At 72.9% G+C, this 18,930-nt stretch carries 17 protein-coding genes; 8 read left to right on the top strand and 9 right to left on the bottom strand.

What is annotated here, in order from left to right:
• The first annotated feature begins 31 nt into the window (after positions 1-31).
• Entirely contained in the window at positions 32-784 is a 753-nt protein-coding gene (fabG, locus tag IIE03_RS06360) for a 3-oxoacyl-ACP reductase FabG (RefSeq protein WP_192861907.1), read from the top strand.
• Between the two features lie 29 nt (positions 785-813).
• Here the strand turns inward: fabG and IIE03_RS06355 are convergent, their stop codons facing one another.
• The gene (locus IIE03_RS06355; RefSeq protein ID WP_192861906.1) at positions 814-1,824 is read right to left on the bottom strand and encodes a prenyltransferase/squalene oxidase repeat-containing protein; all 1,011 of its coding nucleotides are present in this window, start codon (positions 1,822-1,824) and stop codon (positions 814-816) included.
• Positions 1,825-1,885: 61 nt separating this feature from the next.
• Positions 1,886-2,458, bottom strand: a complete 573-nt coding sequence (idi, locus tag IIE03_RS06350) for an isopentenyl-diphosphate Delta-isomerase (RefSeq protein ID WP_192861905.1) — start codon at positions 2,456-2,458, stop codon at positions 1,886-1,888.
• A 253-nt stretch (positions 2,459-2,711) separates the two neighbouring features.
• Here idi and IIE03_RS06345 point away from each other — a divergent pair, with 253 nt between their 5' ends.
• Positions 2,712-3,731: an LLM class flavin-dependent oxidoreductase gene (locus tag IIE03_RS06345; protein ID WP_192861904.1), complete on the top strand. Its 1,020-nt coding sequence runs from the start codon at positions 2,712-2,714 to the stop codon at positions 3,729-3,731.
• 33 nt (positions 3,732-3,764) lie between these two features.
• Here IIE03_RS06345 and IIE03_RS26650 read toward each other — a convergent pair whose 3' ends face one another.
• The gene (locus IIE03_RS26650; RefSeq protein ID WP_192861924.1) at positions 3,765-4,355 is read right to left on the bottom strand and encodes a methylated-DNA--[protein]-cysteine S-methyltransferase; all 591 of its coding nucleotides are present in this window, start codon (positions 4,353-4,355) and stop codon (positions 3,765-3,767) included.
• 142 nt (positions 4,356-4,497) lie between these two features.
• Here IIE03_RS26650 and IIE03_RS06335 point away from each other — a divergent pair, with 142 nt between their 5' ends.
• Positions 4,498-4,833 (top strand): TFIIB-type zinc ribbon-containing protein, encoded by a 336-nt coding sequence (locus tag IIE03_RS06335; protein ID WP_192861903.1) that lies wholly within the window; start codon positions 4,498-4,500, stop codon positions 4,831-4,833.
• Positions 4,834-4,879: 46 nt separating this feature from the next.
• On the opposite strand, the gene IIE03_RS06330 is transcribed toward IIE03_RS06335, so the two are convergent.
• Together IIE03_RS06330 and IIE03_RS06325 are read right to left on the bottom strand one after the other, a co-directional pair.
• On the bottom strand, positions 4,880-5,320 hold the full coding sequence (locus IIE03_RS06330) for a GNAT family N-acetyltransferase (protein WP_192861902.1): 441 nt from the start codon (positions 5,318-5,320) through the stop codon (positions 4,880-4,882).
• A 48-nt stretch (positions 5,321-5,368) separates the two neighbouring features.
• Positions 5,369-6,640, bottom strand: coding sequence for an arginine deiminase (locus IIE03_RS06325; protein WP_192861901.1), 1,272 nt, complete (start codon positions 6,638-6,640; stop codon positions 5,369-5,371).
• A gap of 74 nt (positions 6,641-6,714) precedes the next feature.
• Here IIE03_RS06325 and IIE03_RS06320 point away from each other — a divergent pair, with 74 nt between their 5' ends.
• The gene (locus IIE03_RS06320; RefSeq protein WP_192861900.1) at positions 6,715-7,215 is read left to right on the top strand and encodes an HtaA domain-containing protein; all 501 of its coding nucleotides are present in this window, start codon (positions 6,715-6,717) and stop codon (positions 7,213-7,215) included.
• A 4-nt stretch (positions 7,216-7,219) separates the two neighbouring features.
• On the opposite strand, the gene IIE03_RS06315 is transcribed toward IIE03_RS06320, so the two are convergent.
• From IIE03_RS06315 to IIE03_RS06305, 3 genes are all read right to left on the bottom strand, one after another.
• Positions 7,220-7,678 carry a GNAT family N-acetyltransferase gene (locus IIE03_RS06315; protein ID WP_318842836.1) on the bottom strand — a complete coding sequence of 153 codons (459 nt, stop codon included), beginning with the start codon at positions 7,676-7,678 and terminating at the stop codon, positions 7,220-7,222.
• Positions 7,679-7,775: 97 nt separating this feature from the next.
• Complete coding sequence (locus IIE03_RS06310) at positions 7,776-9,281, bottom strand: ATPase (RefSeq protein WP_192861898.1); 1,506 nt, start codon at positions 9,279-9,281, stop codon at positions 7,776-7,778.
• A 126-nt stretch (positions 9,282-9,407) separates the two neighbouring features.
• Positions 9,408-9,878: an HNH endonuclease gene (locus IIE03_RS06305; RefSeq protein WP_192861897.1), complete on the bottom strand. Its 471-nt coding sequence runs from the start codon at positions 9,876-9,878 to the stop codon at positions 9,408-9,410.
• Positions 9,879-10,385: 507 nt separating this feature from the next.
• On the opposite strand from IIE03_RS06305, the gene IIE03_RS06300 reads away from it, so the two are divergent.
• Positions 10,386-11,204, top strand: a complete 819-nt coding sequence (locus tag IIE03_RS06300) for a metal-dependent hydrolase (RefSeq protein ID WP_192861896.1) — start codon at positions 10,386-10,388, stop codon at positions 11,202-11,204.
• Between the two features lie 97 nt (positions 11,205-11,301).
• Here the strand turns inward: IIE03_RS06300 and IIE03_RS06295 are convergent, their stop codons facing one another.
• Positions 11,302-13,116 (bottom strand): AAA family ATPase, encoded by a 1,815-nt coding sequence (locus IIE03_RS06295; protein WP_192861895.1) that lies wholly within the window; start codon positions 13,114-13,116, stop codon positions 11,302-11,304.
• Between the two features lie 235 nt (positions 13,117-13,351).
• On the opposite strand from IIE03_RS06295, the gene IIE03_RS06290 reads away from it, so the two are divergent.
• The 3 genes from IIE03_RS06290 to IIE03_RS06280 all read left to right on the top strand — a co-directional run.
• Positions 13,352-14,419, top strand: coding sequence for a YtxH domain-containing protein (locus IIE03_RS06290; protein WP_192861894.1), 1,068 nt, complete (start codon positions 13,352-13,354; stop codon positions 14,417-14,419).
• A 116-nt stretch (positions 14,420-14,535) separates the two neighbouring features.
• A complete protein-coding gene (locus IIE03_RS06285) occupies positions 14,536-16,611 on the top strand; it encodes a serine/threonine-protein kinase (protein WP_192861893.1) in 2,076 nt (691 codons plus the stop codon).
• 90 nt (positions 16,612-16,701) lie between these two features.
• On the top strand, positions 16,702-18,930 hold a 2,229-nt coding region (locus IIE03_RS06280; RefSeq protein WP_192861892.1), incomplete at its 3' end, for a serine/threonine-protein kinase.

Raw genomic sequence — 18,930 nt, 5'->3', positions numbered from 1 at the left:
CTGGGCCCACACCTGACGTGAAAGGACGACGATGACCTCTCGTACCGCCATCGTGACCGGAGCCGCCCGCGGCATCGGCGCCGCCACCGCCAAGCGCCTCGCCCGCGAGGGTCACGCCGTCGCCGTGCTCGACCTCCTGGAGGATGACGCCAGGGCGACCGCCGAGGAGATCGCCCGCGAGGGCGGCACCGCGATCGCCGTCGGAGCCGACGTGTCCGACGAGGGCGCCGTCGCGGCCGCCGTCGAGCGCGTCGCGAGCGAGGTCGGGGCCCCGGCGATCCTCGTGAACAACGCCGGCATCCTGCGCGACAACCTGATCTTCAAGATGTCGGTCGACGACTGGGACGCCGTCATGGGGGTTCACCTGCGGGGCGCGTTCCTCATGACGCGCGCCGTGCAGACGCACATGGTCGCCGCGAGGTACGGGCGCATCGTGAACCTGTCGTCGACGTCGGCCCTGGGCAACCGCGGGCAGGCGAACTACGCCACGGCGAAGGCCGGGCTGCAGGGCTTCACCAAGACGCTCGCGAACGAGCTCGGCAAGTTCGGGATCACCGCCAACGCGGTGGCGCCCGGGACGATCCGGACCGCGATGGCCGACACGACAGCGGCGCGCCTGGGCGTCACCGTCGACCAGCTGCTCGAGGAGCGGGCCGGACAGATCCCGGTCGGGCGCGTCGGCGAGCCGGAGGACGTCGCGGCCGCCGTCGCGTTCTTCGCGTCGGAGGACGCGGGCTTCGTCTCGGGCCAGGTGCTGTACGTGGCGGGCGGTCCGCGGGGCTGAACGGACTGCGCGGCTGAACGGGACGGCGGTCACCGGGACGGGCGGCGCGCGCCTGCCCGCCCCGGACCGCCGGCGTCCCACCACTCCAGGACACGCGTGCCGTACAGCGTGAGCCACGGCGACGGCTCGCCCGGCGGGACGTCCTCCTCGAACCAGGCGCGCCCGGGGTGACGGCCCTGCTGGATCCAGGTCCCGTCGGGCTGCCGGGCCGCGCGCACGAGCGCGATCGCGTCCGACATCCGCGGGTCGGGCGGGGTGCCGTCGTACCCGGAGGAGCGCCGGAAGTGGTCGGCCGCACGCAGCACGCTGTAGCGCCAGCGGAACGGGTAGACGTAGGTGTCGGCCCAGCTCCCGACCTCGTCGCCGGTCGACAGCCGCCGGAACAGGCCACGCTCGAGCAGGTACTCCTCCCCCGCCCGGCGCGCCGACCGGGACGCCTCCGTACCGCCGGTCGCCTCCTCGTGGTCGAGGAGAGCGCCGAGCACGTTGAGCGTCGAATGGAACGACGAGCGGACGGAGCCGTTCACCCACTCGCAGTTCCAGCCGCCGTCGTCCTGTCGGTGCTCGACCAGCCAGTCCACCAGGCCGTCGACGTCGACCCCGAGCCACACCCCGTTGGCCAGGGTGTAGGCGTTGATGCAGCAGTCCACCTCGCCGCCCCAGTACGGGAGGCCGTCGTACTCCCACCGCGAGTTCTCGGCGATGAGCTCCGCGGTGCGGCGCTCGCGCGGGACGGCCGGGTCGAGGCCCCACCCGCGCAGGCTGTTCAATGACCACGTGGTGGCCGTCCAGGGCTGGCCGGCGCCCGGAGCGGCCTCCGGGCCGTGGACGTCGAAGTCCTTCGGGAAGAAGGCGCCGCCCGCCCACTGGCCGTCGTCGTCCTGGAGCGCGAGGAGGCGGGCGCCGAACCCCTCGGTCGCGATGCGGGCACGCGTCGCTCGCCAGATCTCGGGAGGCTCGTGCAGCAGGTCACGCTCCACCTGCCAGCGCAGGGCGGGGTCGCTGTCGAGGAGCCAGTCGGTCAGGGCCGGTGCGGGCATGGGTCGACTGTATGCCCGATGTGGCGAGGGGTGAGCGCCTCTGGTGACGGATCAGGTACGGCTACCACCCGGCATCGCCCGCGATCAGGCGGATCGCGGGGCGCGCGGCGTCGAGCACGGTGCCGAACCAGACGGAGAACGGGTACGAGTCCCGGAGCGCGGCCAGCTCCGCGGGGCCGGCAAAGCGCACCTCGCCCACCTCGGCCGGATCGGGCCGCAGATCCTCGCTCACTCGGCCCACGAACAGGTGGTTGTACTCCCGCTCGACCAGACCCGAGGCCGGGTCCGGGTGGTGGTACCGCACGGTCCCTGCCGCGCGCATCAGGTCGGGCCCCACCCCGAGCTCCTCTCCCACCCGCCGGGCGGCCGCCGCGAACGGCGGCTCGCCCGGGTAGGGGTGCCCGCAGCAGGAGTTCGACCACACCCCGGGCGAGTGGTATTTCCCCGCCGCCCGGCGCTGGAGCAGCATCCGGCCGTCGTCGTCGAGGAGGAACACCGAGAACGCCCGGTGCAGCCTGCCCGGGGCACGATGCGCGGACAGCTTCTCGGCCGTACCGGTCGTGATCCCCGCCTCGTCGACCAGCTCGAGAAGGACCGGTTCACCGGGGGAAGGAAGCGGGAAGGGTGCGGGCACGGGTGATCAGATCCGATCGGCGGCGATGAGCAGGTAGTGGAAACTGCCCTCCTTGTAAGCGGTCAGGAACGGGTCCTCGATCCCCGTCGCCACCGAGGATCACGCCCGCAGCTCCCAGTATGGGATGGTCCGGTCGATGAGGTCGACGACGCGCAGCGGCACGAGACCGTTGGCCGCCATCGCCTTGGACCGTCCGGTTCTGGCAGGGTGTCGACATCGTGACATCGGGCTCGTGGGAGGGCAGGCTGGCCTCGTGAAGCACATCGGTTTTCTCTCCTTCGGGCACTGGACGCCGCATTCGTCGTCGCAGACCCGGTCCGCCGCGGACGCGCTCCTGCAGTCCATCGATCTGGCCGTCGCCGCCGAGGAACTCGGGGCCGACGGCGCCTACTTCCGGGTGCACCACTTCGCCCGGCAGCTCGCGTCGCCGTTCCCGCTGCTGGCGGCCGTCGGAGCGCGGACGTCGAGGATCGAGATCGGCACGGGCGTCATCGACATGCGCTACGAGAACCCCGCCTACATGGTCGAGGACGCCGGCGCGGCGGACCTCATCTCGGGCGGCCGCCTGCAGCTCGGGATCTCGCGCGGGTCACCGGAACAGGTGATCGACGGCTGGCGCCACTTCGGCCACGAGCCCCGGGACGGCGAGTCGGACGCCGACATGGCCCGCCGCCACGCCGCCCGTTTCCTGGAACTGCTGGAGGGCGAGGGGTTCGCCGAGCCCAATCCGCGGCCGATGTTCCCCAACCCGCCCGGGCTGCTGCGCATCGAGCCCTGGCCGGAGGGGCTGCGCGAGCGCATCTGGTGGGGCGCCGGCACACGCGCCACCGCCGAGTGGACCGCCCGGCAGGGCATGAACCTGATGTCCTCGACGCTCCTGACCGAGGACACCGGGGTGCCGTTCCACGAGCTGCAGGCCGAGCAGATCCAGCGGTTCCGCGACGCGTGGAAGGAAGCGGGTCACGCCCGGGAGCCGCGCGTGTCGGTGTCGCGGTCGATCTTCCCCATCACCGACGACCGCGACAACGCCTACTTCGGCCTCGAGCGGTTCAGCAGCGACCAGGTCGGGAACCTCGAGGGCGGCACGGCCCGGTTCGGCAAGACCTACGCCGGGGAGATCGACGAGATCGTCGAGGACCTGGCGGCCGACACCGCGATCGCCGCCGCCGACACCCTCCTGCTCACGGTGCCGAACCAGCTCGGCGTCGACTACAACGCGCATGTCGTCGAGAACGTCGTGAAGCACGTCGCCCCCGCCCTCGGCTGGCGGTGAGACCGCGGAACCGCCCGGTCACGGGCGGTTCCGTCACAGGTCGAACAGCGTGGGCTGCTCCATGACCGCGCCCTCGTTCTCCAGCATGCGCAGCTTGGTCCGGGGCCCGCCCCGGGCCGAGAACCCGCCGATCCCGCCGCCCGCGGCCAGCACCCGGTGGCACGGCACGATCGGCGGGAACGGGTTGCGCCCGAGCGCCTGCCCCACGGCCTGCGCCGAGCCGGGCGCACCCAGCCGGGTCGCGACCTCGCCGTAGGTGAGCGTCTCCCCCGGCGGGATGCCCCGGACGATTTCGTAGACGCGGCGGTCGAACTCCGGGACGGCGCCCATGTCCAGCTCGATGTCCGCCACCGGCGCCGCGTCCCCCTCGCCGCCGTCGTCGAGCAGCCGCGCGACGCGCTCGACCGCCTCCGCCACGTCCGCCGTCGGCTCCGACTCCGCGGCGCCCGGGTACCAGCGGCGCACGGCACGCCGCACCTGGTCCGCCCCGCCCTGTGGCAGGGTCGAGCCGACCACGGCGCCGCCGTCGGCCCGCCACACGATCGCGCAGTCCCCGAGCCGGGTCGGAAACACGACGAACGCGAGAGCTTCCACCTCGGATCCCGCTTCGCTGCCCACGCCCATACAGTAGGTGGCGACACCGACATCGATCACGCCCCGTACAGGAAGTCCCCAGCCGACAGCGGCAGCCTTGCCCGGAACCACCGCACCAGTACGCGCGTTGACCTCACCGAGTACCCGTCCCAGGATCACAAGGAGCCGTCCCATGCAGTGCCCCACCGACCAGACCACCCTCGTCATGGCCGACCGCAAGGGCGTGGAGATCGACTACTGCCCGCAGTGTCGCGGCGTCTGGCTCGACCGGGGCGAGCTCGACAAGATCATCGACCGGTCCATCGACGGCGAGATCGCCGCGGAGAACACCCGGCCGCCGGCCGCGCCCCAGCCGCAGCAGCCGCTGTACCCCGCCCAGCCGCGGTACGACGAGCGCCGGTACGACGACGACCGCCGCTACGACGACCGCCGCCGCGACCACTACGACCCGCGCTACGGCAAGAAGAAGCGCAAGGAGTCGTTCCTGGGCGACCTGTTCGACTTCTGATCGCCGCTCCCCGCCGACGGCCGGCGGCGGGGAGCGCCTGCCCGCGCTACACCGTGCGCGAGAAGTGGTACGACGCGATCCGGTACCGCTGCGAGAAGTACAGCCCGTGCGCCGCGGCGCGCTCGGGCTGTACGCCCGAGTCGAGGTGCACCATGCCGGCGCCCTCGTCCGCGGCGATCTCGTGCACCCGCTCGAGGAGCGCGGTGGCGTGACCCTTGCCGCGCTCCTCGGGCAGGGTCGACAGGTCGTCCACGTAGCAGAACCGGCCCCAGGCCAGGCTGGTGGTGAACCGGAAGCCCAGCACGGCGACGGCGTCCACCCCGTCGCCGCGGTCGTCGTCGAACGCGCCGAGCAGGCGGTAGCCCTCGGGCCGCTGGACCTCGTCGACGTGCCTCGAGAACGTCTCGGCGTCCGTCAGGTGTCCGCGCAGCGCCTGCATCGCGCGGAAGGCCAGATGGGTGTGCGGGGGAAGAATCTCGAGGACCACGCGCGCATTATGGCACCACGCCGTCCCCCACCCCGTCGTCCTACCCCGTCATCCCACCGCGTCCCGGATGATCGGGCAGGTCATGCAGTGCCCGCCGCCCCGCCCGCGGCCCAGCTCCCCTCCCGCGATCTCGAGCACCTCGATCCCCGCCTTGCGCAGCAGGTCGTTCGTGGTGGTGTTGCGGTCGTACGTGAACACGACGCCCGGCTCGACGGCGACCGCGTTGTTCCCGCTGTCCCACTGCTGCCGCTCGGACTCGTAGCTGTCCCCGCCCGTCTCGATCACGCGCAGCCCGTCCAGTCCCATCGCGTCGGCGACGACGTCGAGGAACGACGCGCCGTCGCCGCGCGACACCACCACGTCGCCGTCGTCGCCGGGCCGCAGCACGAACGGGTGCACGCCGTCCACGATCCGCGGGTACACGGTCACCGTGTCCACGTCCACGAACGTCATCACCGTGTCCAGGTGCATCGCCGCGCGCAGGCGCGGCATCCCCGCCACCACCACCCGCTCCGCCGCGCCACCCGCGAACAACCGCGCGGCCACCTGAGTGATCGCCTGCCGGGAGGTGCGCTCCCCCATACCCATCAGCACCGTGCCGTTGCCGACCGGCATGATGTCCCCGCCCTCGAAGGTGGCCTGGCCGTGGTCCTCCTCCGGATCGCCCCACCACACCCGGGACCCGACGAAGTCCGGGTGGAACTCGTACACCGCCTTCATCAGCAGCGTCTCGTCACGCCGCGCCGGGTAGTAGAGCGGGTTCAGCGTGACGCCGCCGTACAGCCAGCACGTCGTGTCCCGCGTGAACAGGGTGTTCGGCAGCGGCGGCATGAGGTACTCCCGCTCGTCCGGGGAGAACGCCGCGAGCGCCCGGTGGCCCGGCGGCAGCTCCGGCACGTCCGACACGGCGAGTCCGCCGATCAGGTACTCGGCGAGCGTGTGCGGGGGCAGCGACTCGAGGTACTCCCGCGTGGCGTCGACGAGGCCGTCGCCGACGATCTGCGGCACGATCTTGCGGTCCAGGAGCCAGTCGCGGGCGCCCGGCACGCGCAGGGTCTGCGCCAGGACGGCGTGCAGTTCGACGACCTCGACGCCGCGCGCCTCCAGTTCTCCGACGAAGGCGGCGTGATCGGCCTGCGCGCGCTCGACCCACAGGACGTCGTCGAACAGCAGGCTGTCGGAGTTCGTGGGCGTGAGCCGGCGGTGGGCCTGGCCCGGCGCGCAGACGAGCACCTTGCGCAGCCTGCCCACCTCGGAGTGCACGCCGTAGGCGGCGGAGGGACGCGGTCCGGGGTTCTGGGTCTCAGAAGCGGTCGTCATAACCGCCAACGGTACGTCGGCGCCGGCGAGGCGTGCAGGCGTAGGGCGGGACGTGCAGGCGTTAGGGTCGTCGCGTGCATCTGGACTGGGGAATCAAGCCGAGCCTGCTCATGTATGTCGCCGGGGCGCCGGGTGGCCGTCTCGCGGTGGGGCCGGAGGTCGGGGGTGAGGGGGCGTCGTTCTGGTTCGGGCTCGACGCGGACCGGTCCGCGGGCCTCGACGGCGGCGGCACGACGCCGGACGCGCGCGCGTTCGCCTTCAGCGGCTCGGTCGCCTTCTTCGGCCACTTCGGGTCGTTCGTCGGCGAGATCGGCGACCCGGAGGTCCGTGCGGACGCGGCCGGGGACGACTGGACGATGTCGATCCTGGACCGCGAGTCCGGTGTGCGCACGGATGCGTTCCGGCTCGTCGGCGCGCCCGAGGTGGTCGACGGCGGGCGCCGGCTCACGTGGCCGCACGTCGAGGTGAGCGCGACGGGTGCGAGCCTCTGGGGCGGGAACTACCCGGCCGGTACCCGGTTCGAGCCGGTGTCGATCGATCTCGGGGAAGGGCCCGGGGAGGGGCCCGGGGCGTAGCCGGTCAGGCGCCGGTGACCTTCGCGTAGTGCAGGAAGGCGACGTCGCGCGCGAAGCCCTCGGACTCGTACAGGCCCTGGGCGGCGACGTTGTCCCAGGCGGTGGCCAGGGAGACGCGGATCGCGCCGGCCTCCTTCGCGCGCTCGCAGATCGCGCGGACGAGGGCGCGGCCCGCGCCGGTGCCGCGCGCGGCGGGCTCCACGAAGAGGTCGTTGAGGACCCACACGGGCCCGAGACTCACCGACGACCAGGACCGGTACGCCTGCGCGAGCCCGACGGCCGGTCGCTTCCCGTCCGCTTCCGCGATGAGGAGCACGGTGTCGTCGGAGGCGAACCGCGCTCTCAGGAAGTCCCGTACGCGCTGCTCGTCGGCGGCGTGCTCGTAGAAGGCCAGGTACTGGAGGAACAGTCCGGCAACGGCGTCGAGGTCGGCAGCGTTCGCGTCACGCACTTCGATGGGCACGCGGGCGATCATGACAGGTCCGCCCCCGTGAACGCCATTCCCCTCGTGTTCGGGAGCGTGTTCGGGAGGGTGCTCAGGAGGGTCTTCGGGCACATGTTCAGAACCCTCGGGCCACCGCGGCCCCGGCCGCGAGCCAGGCGCGCCGGGTGGCCGGGCGGAGCGAGCGCAGACTGAGCCGGCCGTCGACCATGCCGGGGTCGAACGGCACGGTCACGACCTCGCGGGCGAGGCTCCGGTACCCGCGCGCCACCTGCTGCATCTCCGCCGGGGTGGCCTTGGGGTCGGCCTGGCTGACGAGCACCACGGCGCCGCGCGCCAGTTCGGCGCTGCGCGGGTCCCGGGCGGCGAGCGCCTCGAGCAGCAGCGCGCCGGCCTCGGCGTGGTCGTCGCGGGTGGTGGTCGCGACGACGAGCTGGTCCGTGTGGTCGATCATGCGCAGCCACATCGGGTCGGACTCGTCGTTGCCCGAGTCGATGAAGATGAGCCGGTAGTACTTGCTCAGCACCGCGTGGATCGCGTCGACGTCGGTCGACGAGATCCGCTGCTCGTCGGCGAGCACCATGGGCTTGGAGCGCAGCACGTCGAACCGGTCGCGGGACTGGTGGTGGACGTACCAGGCCAGGTCGGCGAGCTGTGCCGTGGGGCCGAGGAAGTGGTCGATCTGCGGGAGCAGGTCGTGCAGGGTGGCGTCGTGCATGCCCTGCTCGGTGCGCCAGCCGAGCGTGCCGCGCGTCTGGTTGTTGTCCCAGGCCACGACGCCGGAGCCGCCGTGCGCGGCGAAGACGGAGCTGAGCAGGACGGTGCCGGGGGTCTTGCCGGCGCCACCCTTGCCGTTCACGACGGCGACCGTGCGCGGGCCGGGCCAGTGCTGCGCGACGGCGGCCTCGTCGGCCCGCTCGGAGCGTTCCTCGGCACTGGGCGGGAGACGTACGCCGATGCGGGAGAGTGCCCCGCGTACGCCGCGGCGAGCGGGGTCCTCGCCGCGTTCCTCGACCAGGAACGAGCGGCGGTCCGGTTCCGGGGCCGACGGCGGGTGTCCGTAGCCGGCGGGCTGCGGGAAGGGGCTGCCGGTGGCGGGGTCGTGTGCGGGTGCCGGGCCCTGCGGAGCGATCGAGCCCTGCGCGCCCGGCATCGGCGGGAAGGGGGATTCCGCGGGGGCGGCCGGTGCCGCGGCGGCCTGCCGCGGCACCGCGGGCTCGCGCGCCGGTGCACCCGGTACCTGCGGGAAGGGAAAGGCCGGCGGGGCCTGCGGAGCCGGGTACGACGGTTCGCCGTAGGACGGCTCCGGGTACGACGGCTCCGGGTACGACGGCTCCGGGTACGACGGCTCCGGGTACGACGGCGGCGCCTCGCCCTGCTGGACGTCGCCGTTGGGATACACCACGAGCTCGGAGGTGCCCTCGGGCCCCGAGGCCGACATCGCCACGGGCTGCCCGACCGCGACCGCGTGCTCGACGACGCGCCGCATGACCTCGCTCCGCGCCTGACCGACCGTGGTCATGTACACGGGGTAGGGAACGCCGCCGATGTGCACCTCGCCGCTGCCGTCCTCGCGCACCACCGCGTGCACGCGATCCCAGCCCGGCGCCGCGCCGACACTCATGCGCCTGCCCCCTCGACATCGTGCGATCCGGACGCCGGGCCTCACCCGGGCCCGACGGCGGGCGAATAATTCACCCGCGGTCGTGGCACAGGGTACAGCCCGGGCGTCCCGCGACGAATCGTGCGGCTACGCCAGGCGGGCGGCGCGCTGCAGCCGTGCCCGCGCGTGCTCGGCGCGCGGGACGTACGGGGTGACGTACAGCAGCATGCCGGCCTCGGCGGGCGTGCGGTCCGCCTTGAACGAGTTGCACTCATAGCAGGCGGCCACGAGGTTGAGCCACGTCGAGGGGCCACCCCGCGACCTGGGGACGATGTGGTCCACCGTGTCGGCCGGGCCTCCGCAGTACGCGCAGGCGCCGTCCCGGCGCTTCACGCCCTGCTTGGTGCAGGCGGGGGCGCCGCCTCGCTTGTAGAGCCACCGCATCGCGACGTACCGGACCAGGCGCAGGACGCGCGGTAACGGGAACGGTCCGAAGGTGCGGCCGTCGACCGCTTCCTCCACGACCGCTACCTCCCGCACGAGCATCCCGATGGCATGCCTGACCGACACGCGGTGCAGCGGCTCGTAGCCGGCATTGAGTACGAGGACGTCGGCCACGGTCCGCTCCCTTCGAGTGAGAAGTTCGTTTCGTCGGTGCTGGAAGTGCAAAGAAAAAGCCGCCCAGGACGCAAGTCCTCCAGGCGGCACACGGGTGCTGGTCCGGCGAAGCGCCGGGTCAGCGTCGTATGGCGCCTCGGAGGGCCTCGCGGCCGTCCAGGAGGTGCTGCGCGGTGGTCGGGTAGGACGAGGTGCGTGCGCAGCGAATCATGTGCTTCCCGTCCTTTCGTGTCGATACAGCCGATAGATGCCAGTGGATACAGCCATGTGACGAGACCGGGCAACCTCGTCGTGAAGAAAGGTACACACGCGAGCTTGGCACGTCCATGCCTTTTCTGAATCCGTCTCCAAGAATTCATCAAACCTCGGAGATCCGCTCGCGCGACACGCCGAACACCGCCACGTCGGGCCTGGTCACCTCCGATGTCGGCGGCTCGCGCTACGGTTACCTGTCGGCCGGGCGTTTCCGGTCGGAACGGACAGTCGGCTGAAAGGAGCCCACATCCCATGATGGGAGGACATCACGCCGCGACAGGCGCCGCCGCCTGGGTCGCCGTGACCTCGACCGCACCGTTCGCCTTCGGCTGGTACGAGGGTGTCTCCCACACCGGCGTCGTCGCCGGCGCACTGGTCTGTGCGGGTGCGGCGCTCCTGCCCGACGCCGACCACCACAGCGGCACCATCGCCAACTCGCTCTCCCCCGTCTCGGACGCCGTGGTGAAGGTCGTCGAGAAGGTCTCCGGCGGGCACCGCAAGGGCACCCACTCGATCCTGGGCGTGATCGTGTTCACGGCGATCGCCTGGTTCCTCAGCCTGTTGTCGGTGGACACGGGGATCGACGGCATCGGGACGGTGCTCATCGGCCCGGGCATCATGTGCGTCCTGCTGGTCGCCTTCGCGCTCAAGGCACTCAAGATCACGCGCGACACCAGGATCCTGCCGTGGACGACGTCGGTGACACTGGCCACGCTCATCGCGATCTTCGCGCCCGAGGAGTGGTTCTGGATGCCGTTCTGCGTGGCGCTCGGGTGCATCGTGCACATCCTCGGCGACTTCATCACCACGAACGGCGTCCCGCTGTTCTGGCCGCTGAAGTTCAGGTCGCCCCGCTGGATGCGCGACGGCCGGGGCATCGAGCTCGACAGCTTCTGGCGCCGCAGCGGGAACATCGCGCTGCCGATCCTCGGCAACGCGGGGTCGGTGCGCGAGTGGATCCTCCTGGTCCCGGTCTCGCTGTACGCGGTGGTCGGCATCGTCTGGGCACTGCTGAACCAGATGGGCTACGACACGATGCCGCTGTGGGAGCAGGTCACCTCCTGGGTGTGACTCTGTTGTCCGGAGCCGCCGGGCTCAGCCCCGCGGGCGCTCCTACGTCGCGTCCTCGGTCTTCGCTACCCTTCCGGCGGCCCGGGAGTGGTGTGTTTCAGAGCCCCCTCGCGACCGCGGCGCCCGCGGCCAGCCACGCGCGCCGCGTCGCGGGACGCAGTGCGCCGTAGCGCAGGTGGCCGTCGACCATGCCCGGGTCGAACGGCACGGTCACGACCTCGCGCGCGATGGGCTCGTACCCGGCGGCCACCTTCCTCACCTCCTCGGCGGGAGCCTTCTGGTCCGCCTGGCTCACCACGACCACCGCCTGCTGCGCCAGGTAGGCGGACCGCCCGTCGCGCTCGGCCAGACCCTCCAGGAGCAGCGCGCCGGCCTCGGCGTGGTCGTCACGCGTGGTCGTGGCCACGACGAGCTGGTCCGTGTGGTCGATCATCCGCTGCCACATCGGGTCGGACTCGTCGTTCCCCGAGTCGATGATGATCAGCCGGTAGTACTTGCTCAGCACCGCGTGGATCGCGTCCACGTCCGCCTGCCCGATGCGCTGCTCGTGCGCCATCGCCATCGGCTTGGAGCGCAGCACGTCGTAACGGTCGCGCGTCTGATGGTGCACGTAGCGGGCCAGGTCGGCCGCCTGCGCCGACGGCCCGAGCAGGTGGTCCGCCCGGGGCAGCAGGTCCAGGAGCGTGGCGTCGTGCGGGCCCTTCTCCGTGCGCCAGCCGAGCGTGCCACGCGTCTGGTTGTTGTCCCACGCCACCACGCCGGCCCCGCCGAACTGCGCGAACACCGCCGACAGCAGCACCGACGACGGCGTCTTGCCCGCCCCGCCCTTGCCGTTCACGATCGAGATGGTGCGCGGGCCGGGCCAGTGCTGGCTCACGTCCCGCTCGTCGGCGCGCTCGGCCCGCTCCGCCTCGCTCGGCCCGACCGGCAGGCCCATCCGCGTGAGCCAGCCGCGGAAGCCCTGCTCGGCCGGCTCCTCCACCGACACCTGCGTGAGGAACGACGCACGCTCCGCCCGGCGCGTGCGGGAGCCGGGCTCGGCCTCCGGGCCCCGCGCCTCCTCCTCGCGCACCCAGTCGGCGACGCCCTCCGGGGCCGACGGCGCGGAGCCGACGACTGCGGGCGGCGCGCTGTGGCGCCCGGCGTCGTTCCGGGGGGTGTGCGGCGCGCCGTCCTGCGTCGCCGCGGGATACGCGCCGTCGTGCCGGGCGCCGTCGTACAGGACGTCGTCGGGCAGGACGCCGTCCTGCGCCGCGCCGCGCGGAGCGTTCTCGTGCGTGGGCGGCCGGGGGTGATCCGCCGGTCCGGCCGGACCCGGAAGCGTGTCGATCGGCGCGGCTCCGTTCGACGACGGGCCGCTCGACGACGGGCCGCTCGGTGACTCGCTCGTCCCCGAACCGGTTGTCCCCGAACCGTTCGGTGCCGAGTTGTCGCGCCTCGTCGGGTCGAGCGGCCCGAGGTCGTGCAGGGCGGGCGGAGAAGCGGGGATGCGCGGCACCGTCGTCTCGGTGTCGGCCGTTCCGGTGTCGGCCGTTCCGGTGTCGCCGGGCGTCCCCGCGCCAGCTGTCCCTTCGCCGGGCGTCCCGGCGCCTTGCACGGGATCGGGTTCGCGCTCGGGCGCGACGACCGGCGTCGCACCCGTCGGCGTCGGGCCCTCCTCCTCCGGGACCACCGTTCCGTCGGGATGCACGACGAGCTTCCACACGCCTTCCGGCCCCTCCGCGCTCGCGCGCACGGGGCGGCCGACCTGGATCGCGTTCTCGGTGACGCGGCGCAGCACCTCGATCCGCGCCTCCTCGAGGCTGCCGGTGACCACCGGGTAGACGTTCCCGTCGATCCGGACCTCGCCGGACCCGTCCGTCCTGACCACGGCCTCGATCTGAGGCCAGCTGCGCACCGTCTCCGTGCTCATCGGCGTGCTCCTCGGCTCTGCTGTTCGTCGCGCTGAGCCCAAGCCTCCGCCATCCCGCCCCCGAAAGCGACCGGAAACGCCGCTTTCGACCAGGGATCACCCGCCCGGGCGGACCCTCGGTGCGCGACGCCCGGCCCGGCGCGATTCACGTATGCCCCTTCGTCCCTTTCGGCAGGGACTGGTAGCTTGCTGAGATCACCCGGTGACCACTGGGTGCCAGGCGTGAGGAGTCAGAGTGTCCGACCCCACCGTCCGGTTCACCCCGGGCATGAACCCCCGGCCCGTTCGGTCCGGCGAGCCGATGACGACGCTGGTCTTCGACCAGGAACTGGTCGGCCGGCTCCAGGCGCTGCACCGGGGCGGCTTCAGCATCCGTGCCGAGCAGGTCATCGCGGAGCACCTGGCGAAGGTCGGGCAGCATCGCGCCGGCGGGCGGACACCGCACGAGATCAAGCAGTACATCTGGCAGCAGATGCAGTGGGGCGACGCCGGGATGCCCGCGGCACCGAACGGCGACCTGCACTCGCTCCGCCAGTCGGTGCGGGCGAACACCGAGATCATCGAGCCGCCCGGCAGCATCCGGCCGCAGCCGCCCGCGCCCGAGCAGAGCCGGCCGAGCGGGCAGTTCCAGCAGCCGGGACCGCATCCGCAGCACGGCGCACCGGCGCCGGCGGCGCCTCCGGGTGGCGTGCCGCGCGGGACGCCAGGCCCCTTCCCGCCCGGCCCGTCGGAAGGTCCCGGCGACCGGGCTCCGGAGGGCGAACCGGGCGCGAGCGTCCTCGGCGAGATCCTCGCATGGATCCCGCGGGCCCTGCTCGCGCTGTCGATCTACCAGCTCGTGCGCCTGATCCCCGGGTTCGACGGCATGCCCGACGTGTCGCGATGGGAACCGTTCCGCGCGATCGGCGACGGCGTACTGGGGGCGCTGAACCTCAACCCCGACTGGAGCGACCAGGCGGCGAACCTGACGATCCCGGTCCTCGGCCTGGTGCTGGCCGCGCTGCTGAACTACATCACGCCCCTGCGGCGCGGCCGGAAGCTGCACGTCTGGCCGTACATGCTGGTGATCGCGGCGTGGATCGCGGTCTTCGCGGTGTCCGGCGTGACGTCGTTCGCGTCGGACGCGACGGAGAACCTCCGGCAGGACATCCAGGAGCAGGTCGACCGGACCATCGAGGACGAGACCCAGCAGATGCAGGACGACGTCGAGGACGCCGTCGGCGACCAGATCGACCAGATGACCGACGACGCGAGCGAGGCCGCGAAGAACACCGTCGAGGAACAGGGCCAGGGAGGCGGGTGAACGTTCCGCGAGAACCACGAGAGTTGTTTGCGGAACGTGATTCTGGCAGCCTTTCCGCGCTGATAGGTTGTTCTGTGGGCTGACCTGCGCCTTTTGTCCCGTACCGAGGAGTTCTCATGTCCGACGAGACGTACCGCCCCACGCACGGCGCGGTCCCGCCGGACCCGGAGGCGACCCAGGTGCGTCCCGGTATCGCCCAGGTACCACCCCCTCCGCCCGGAACGGTGCCGGACCCGTACGCGACACGGATTCAGCGCCCGGCCGCTCCCACCGGCGACCCGCACGCGACCCGCGTGCAGCCCTCGACGGCGCAGACGCCTGGAGCCGCCCCCGCCCAGCAGCCCGGCCACGTTCCCGCGACCGGCGAGGTGCTGGGTGGTTTCGTGCTGCGCGAGTCGCTCGGGCACGGCGGCTTCGCCCACGTCTACCGTGCCGAGTCCTCGGCCGACGGTGTCGTCGCCCTCAAGGTCCTGACCAACTCCCAGGCGGGCTCCCGGGAGCGCTTCGTCACCGAGGCCCGTCTCCTGGAGCAGCTCGGCGGGCGCGGTTTCCCGGCGTTCGTGCGCGCCGACCTCGACGCCGCCACCCCGTGGTTCGCCATGGAACTCGTGCCGGGGAGGACGCTCGCCCAGGTGGTGCACGAACACGGCCCCCTCCCCCGCCAGGACCTGCTCCGCGTGGCCGACGACGTCGCCGGGGCCCTCGCGGTCCTGCAGGAGGAGCACTACCTGCACCGGGACGTGAAGCCGGCCAACATCATCGTGTCCGACGGCCGCTGCGTCCTCATCGACCTCGGTATCGCCAAGGGACACGGCTCGCAGACCTCCACGCACGCGGCCGGCACCCTCGCCTACATGGCGCCCGAGCTCTTCACGCGCAAGCCGCACCCCCGCTCGGACGTGTACAGCCTCGGGCTGCTGCTCATCTTCTGCGCCACCGGTTCGCTCCCCGCGGACCTCAACTTCTCCGGGAGGGACCTGACGCCCGAGGACGTCGGGCCGGTGGACCCGGCGATCCTGCCGCTGGTGCTGGCCATGACCCGGCAGGACCCGGCGGAGCGACCGCCGCTGCACAACATCGCCCGCGCGGTGGTGTCGCTGGCCGCGCAGCAGGCCCCGGAGCCCGGTCTGCTGCACGCCGCGGAGACCACGCGCGTCGAGCGCGGCGTGGTCACCGAGGTCGTGACCGCGGGCAGCCTCGCCGCCGGGGCGGCGGCCGCGGGCGCCGCGGCCGCTGCCGCCGCAGGACAGGCCGGGCCGCCCACGCAGGCGATGGACCCGGCGACGCAGGTGATGGGATCGGGCACGCAGGCGACAGGCCCCGCGGGCGCGCAGACCGAGGTGTTCAGCCCGGCGCAGACGCCCACGCCCGCGGGCCCGCCGCCAGCGTCGATCCGGCCGCAGCCGCCCGTCCAGCAGCAGCCGCCCACCCAGCAGCAGCCCTCCGTGCCGCAGGGATATCCGGCGTCTGCGCAGCCGCCGGCCGGGCAGCCCGGTCATCAGGGGTATCCGGGGCAGCCGCTCACCGGGCAGCAGGGGTCTGGTCAGCAGGGGTACGCGCCGCAGCACGGTGGTCCGGGGGGTTCGCCGTCGTACCCGGAGCCGCGGCCGTCGCGGCGCGACGAGCGGGAGCGCGAGCGCGGCGACGACGCCGGATGGCGGTTCGTCAGCATGCTGCTGGGGCTCATCCCGGCGGTGCTGCTGGGTATCGCCGTCTACCAGGTGGTCCGCCTCATCCCAGGCTTCGATGCGATGCCGGACATGTCGCAGGCGCCGCTGTTCCGTGCGCTGGGCGACTTCCTGCTGGTGACGCTGAACCTGCCGTGGGAGTGGTCCGACACCATGGCGAACCTCGCGATCCCGCTGCTCGGCCTCGTGCTGGCGGGCGTGCTGAACATGGTGACCCGGGCCGCGGGCCGGTCCGAGGCGCGGCGGCGTCGCCTCTGGCCGTACTTCCTGACCATCGGCGTCTGGATCGTCGTGCTCGCGGTGCAGGGCATCGTGGCCGCGGTGACCGAGAGCGTGGAGAAGGCCCGCGAGGACATCGGCAACAGCATCGAGCAGGGCATCCAGGATCAGCAGGACAACCTCCAGGACCAGTTCGACGAGACCGTGCAGGAGCAGCAGGACCAGATCGAGGAACGGGCGAAGGAGACGGGCGAGGACTTCCTCGACTCGATCTGGCCGTTCTGACGGGATGACCTGGCAGGACGACGGTCACATATCACCCACAGCGCAGCGATTTGTCCCGGAACCTGTGTGTCGGCTTGGTACCTTGCGCACATGCCTCGGGCCGAGCAGATTCCCCCAGCACCGGACGTCGACGACGTCGCGCCCGCGTCCGTCGACCCCGCTCAGGTTCCGCCGCCTCCCCCGCCCCCGGAGGCCGGGGAGCAGCGCGCCGTCGCGCCGGAGCCCGGGGCCGGGCCGGACGCCGGGGCCGGACCGGACGCCGGGGCCGGGGCTGCGGCCGCGGAAACGGACGCCCTGTGGGACACCGCCGGCGCTGACGCCGGATCCAAGAGCGGGCCGGAGCCCGACGCCGAGCCCGACGCCGAGCCGGGCGCCGAGCCCGCGCCAAGCAAGCCCGCGCCGAGCGAGCCCGCGCCGGACGCCGAGCCCGAGCCAGGCACTGAATCCCCGCCGAACGCCGAGTCCGCGCCGAACGCCCGGCCGTTTCCCGAGGCAGAGCGCAAGGTTGAACCAGGACTTGAAGGTTCGGCGGAGATCGTGGCAGACCCTGAACCTCAGGTCGAGCCTGAGGACAGGACGAACCCTCGAGTCAAGGTTGAGACTTCCACGGAGGCAGGGCCCGGCAGCGGAACAGAGCCGGGACCCGACCCGGAGCATGGTCCAGGGCCCGGCCAGGCGTCCGACCCCGAAGCCGCGCCCGACCCTGAGGCCACGCCGGAGCCCGACGTCGCACCGGAGCCCGAGGCCGCGATCAAGCCCTCGCCCGCACCTCTCCCCGTCCGCCCGGTGCGGCGCATCCCCGCGAGCGGGGAGCGGGTGGGTGCCTACACGCTCGGCGAGTCGCTCGGCCACGGCGGGTTCGCGCACGTGTACCGGGCCGAGGCCGGCGACGGCACCGAGGTCGCCGTCAAGGTCCTGACCGGCCTGCCCGAGGACGCCCGCGACCGCTTCGAGCAGGAGGCGCAGCTCCTCGAGCGGCTGGGCGGGCGCGGCTTCCCGCGCTTCGTGGAGTCGGACATGGACGCCGCGCAGCCGTGGTTCGCGATGGAGCTCGTGCCCGGCAGCACCCTGCTGGAGCGGGTGCGGGCGAAGGGACCGCTGTCCGGGCGCGATGCGTTGCGCCTCGCCGAGCAGGTGGTCGACGCACTGCTCGTGCTGCAGGACGCGCGCTGCCTGCACCGCGACCTCAAGCCGGCGAACATCATGGTCGACGGCGAGCGCGCCGTCCTCATCGACCTGGGCATCGCCAAGGTGTTCGACGCCGCCACGTCGACGCAGCCCGCCGGGACGGTGTCGTACATGGCGCCGGAGCTGTTCGGGCGGCGCGTGCACCCCCGGTCCGACGTCTACAGCCTGGGCCTGCTGCTCGTGTTCGCGACCACGGGGGCGCTGCCACCGGACCTGAACTTCCTCGGCCGGGACCTGACCGCGGACGACCTGGTGGAGGCGGAGCCCGGCTCGGCGGCGCCCGAGATCGACCGGCACCTGCTCCCGCTGATCCTGGCGATGACGCGGTACCAGCCGGCCCACCGCCCGCCGCTGGCGAACATCGCCGGCGTCGTGCGCGCGCGACTCGGGGGCGTGGACGCCGACCCGACCCTCCTGGTCACCGAGCGACTCGTCGCCGACGGCGTCACCGCCGCCGAGCGCGCGATCCTCCCGGCGACGGCGGTCCTGCCCGTGTCCCCCGAGCGGCCGACGAAGGTGTTCGAGAGCGGCCGGGGCTCCGCCGACGACGACGGCGCGGACACCGGCTCCCCGGGACGGATCCGCGAGCCCTGGCACGCCCTCGTGTACGACCGCGAGCTCATGAACGTCCTGTCCGAGGTGCACGCCGACGGGTTCGACGGCGCCGCGTCGCAGGTGATCGCCGACCACGTCGCGCAGCTCGGCGCCGACGCGGCCGGCGGCCACACCCCGGCGGAGATCAAGGACTGGATCTGGCAGGCGATGCGGTGGCGGGCGGCGACGCCCCCGGAGGGGCACGCGGACACACTGCGCGGCTGGCGAAGGTTCCGGAGCCCGGAGCCGGCGCCCACCCGGGCGCGGGAGACCGCGCGGCCGCCGCGGGAGACCGCACCGCCGTCGTACGCGCCTCGCAAGAGCCCCGTGAGGCATCTCGGCCCCGCGCCGCACACGAGTTCGGTGAAGCACCTCGGGCCGGCGCCGACGCCGCCCGCCCGGCAACCGTCCGCGCAGGCCACCTCCGCGCTGCCGCGGTCGCGGCCGCCGTCGGTCCAGCCACGGTCGAACCCCCGGGCCGGTTCGCCGGCGCCCGCCGCCAGGACGGCCGGACAGGATCTCGGCGCGACGCGCCCG

This window comes from Myceligenerans pegani, from assembly GCF_014892515.1.
Taxonomy (GTDB): Bacteria; Actinomycetota; Actinomycetes; order Actinomycetales; family Cellulomonadaceae; genus Myceligenerans; species Myceligenerans pegani.
This window is presented reverse-complemented; position numbering and strand designations above follow the sequence as displayed.

What these genes read in the sequence shown, in the direction of transcription:
- IIE03_RS26650 (WP_192861924.1), bottom strand. Translation starts at nt 4,355, where the DNA reads ATGGGCGTGGGCAGCGAAGCGGGATCCGAGGTGGAAGCTCTCGCGTTC.
- IIE03_RS06295 (WP_192861895.1), bottom strand. Translation starts at nt 13,116, where the DNA reads ATGAGCACGGAGACGGTGCGCAGCTGGCCTCAGATCGAGGCCGTGGTC.
- IIE03_RS06310 (WP_192861898.1), bottom strand. Translation starts at nt 9,281, where the DNA reads ATGAGTGTCGGCGCGGCGCCGGGCTGGGATCGCGTGCACGCGGTGGTG.
- IIE03_RS06335 (WP_192861903.1), top strand. Translation starts at nt 4,498, where the DNA reads ATGCAGTGCCCCACCGACCAGACCACCCTCGTCATGGCCGACCGCAAG.
- fabG (WP_192861907.1), top strand. Translation starts at nt 32, where the DNA reads ATGACCTCTCGTACCGCCATCGTGACCGGAGCCGCCCGCGGCATCGGC.
- IIE03_RS06325 (WP_192861901.1), bottom strand. Translation starts at nt 6,640, where the DNA reads ATGACGACCGCTTCTGAGACCCAGAACCCCGGACCGCGTCCCTCCGCC.
- IIE03_RS06300 (WP_192861896.1), top strand. Translation starts at nt 10,386, where the DNA reads ATGATGGGAGGACATCACGCCGCGACAGGCGCCGCCGCCTGGGTCGCC.
- IIE03_RS06285 (WP_192861893.1), top strand. Translation starts at nt 14,536, where the DNA reads ATGTCCGACGAGACGTACCGCCCCACGCACGGCGCGGTCCCGCCGGAC.
- IIE03_RS06355 (WP_192861906.1), bottom strand. Translation starts at nt 1,824, where the DNA reads ATGCCCGCACCGGCCCTGACCGACTGGCTCCTCGACAGCGACCCCGCC.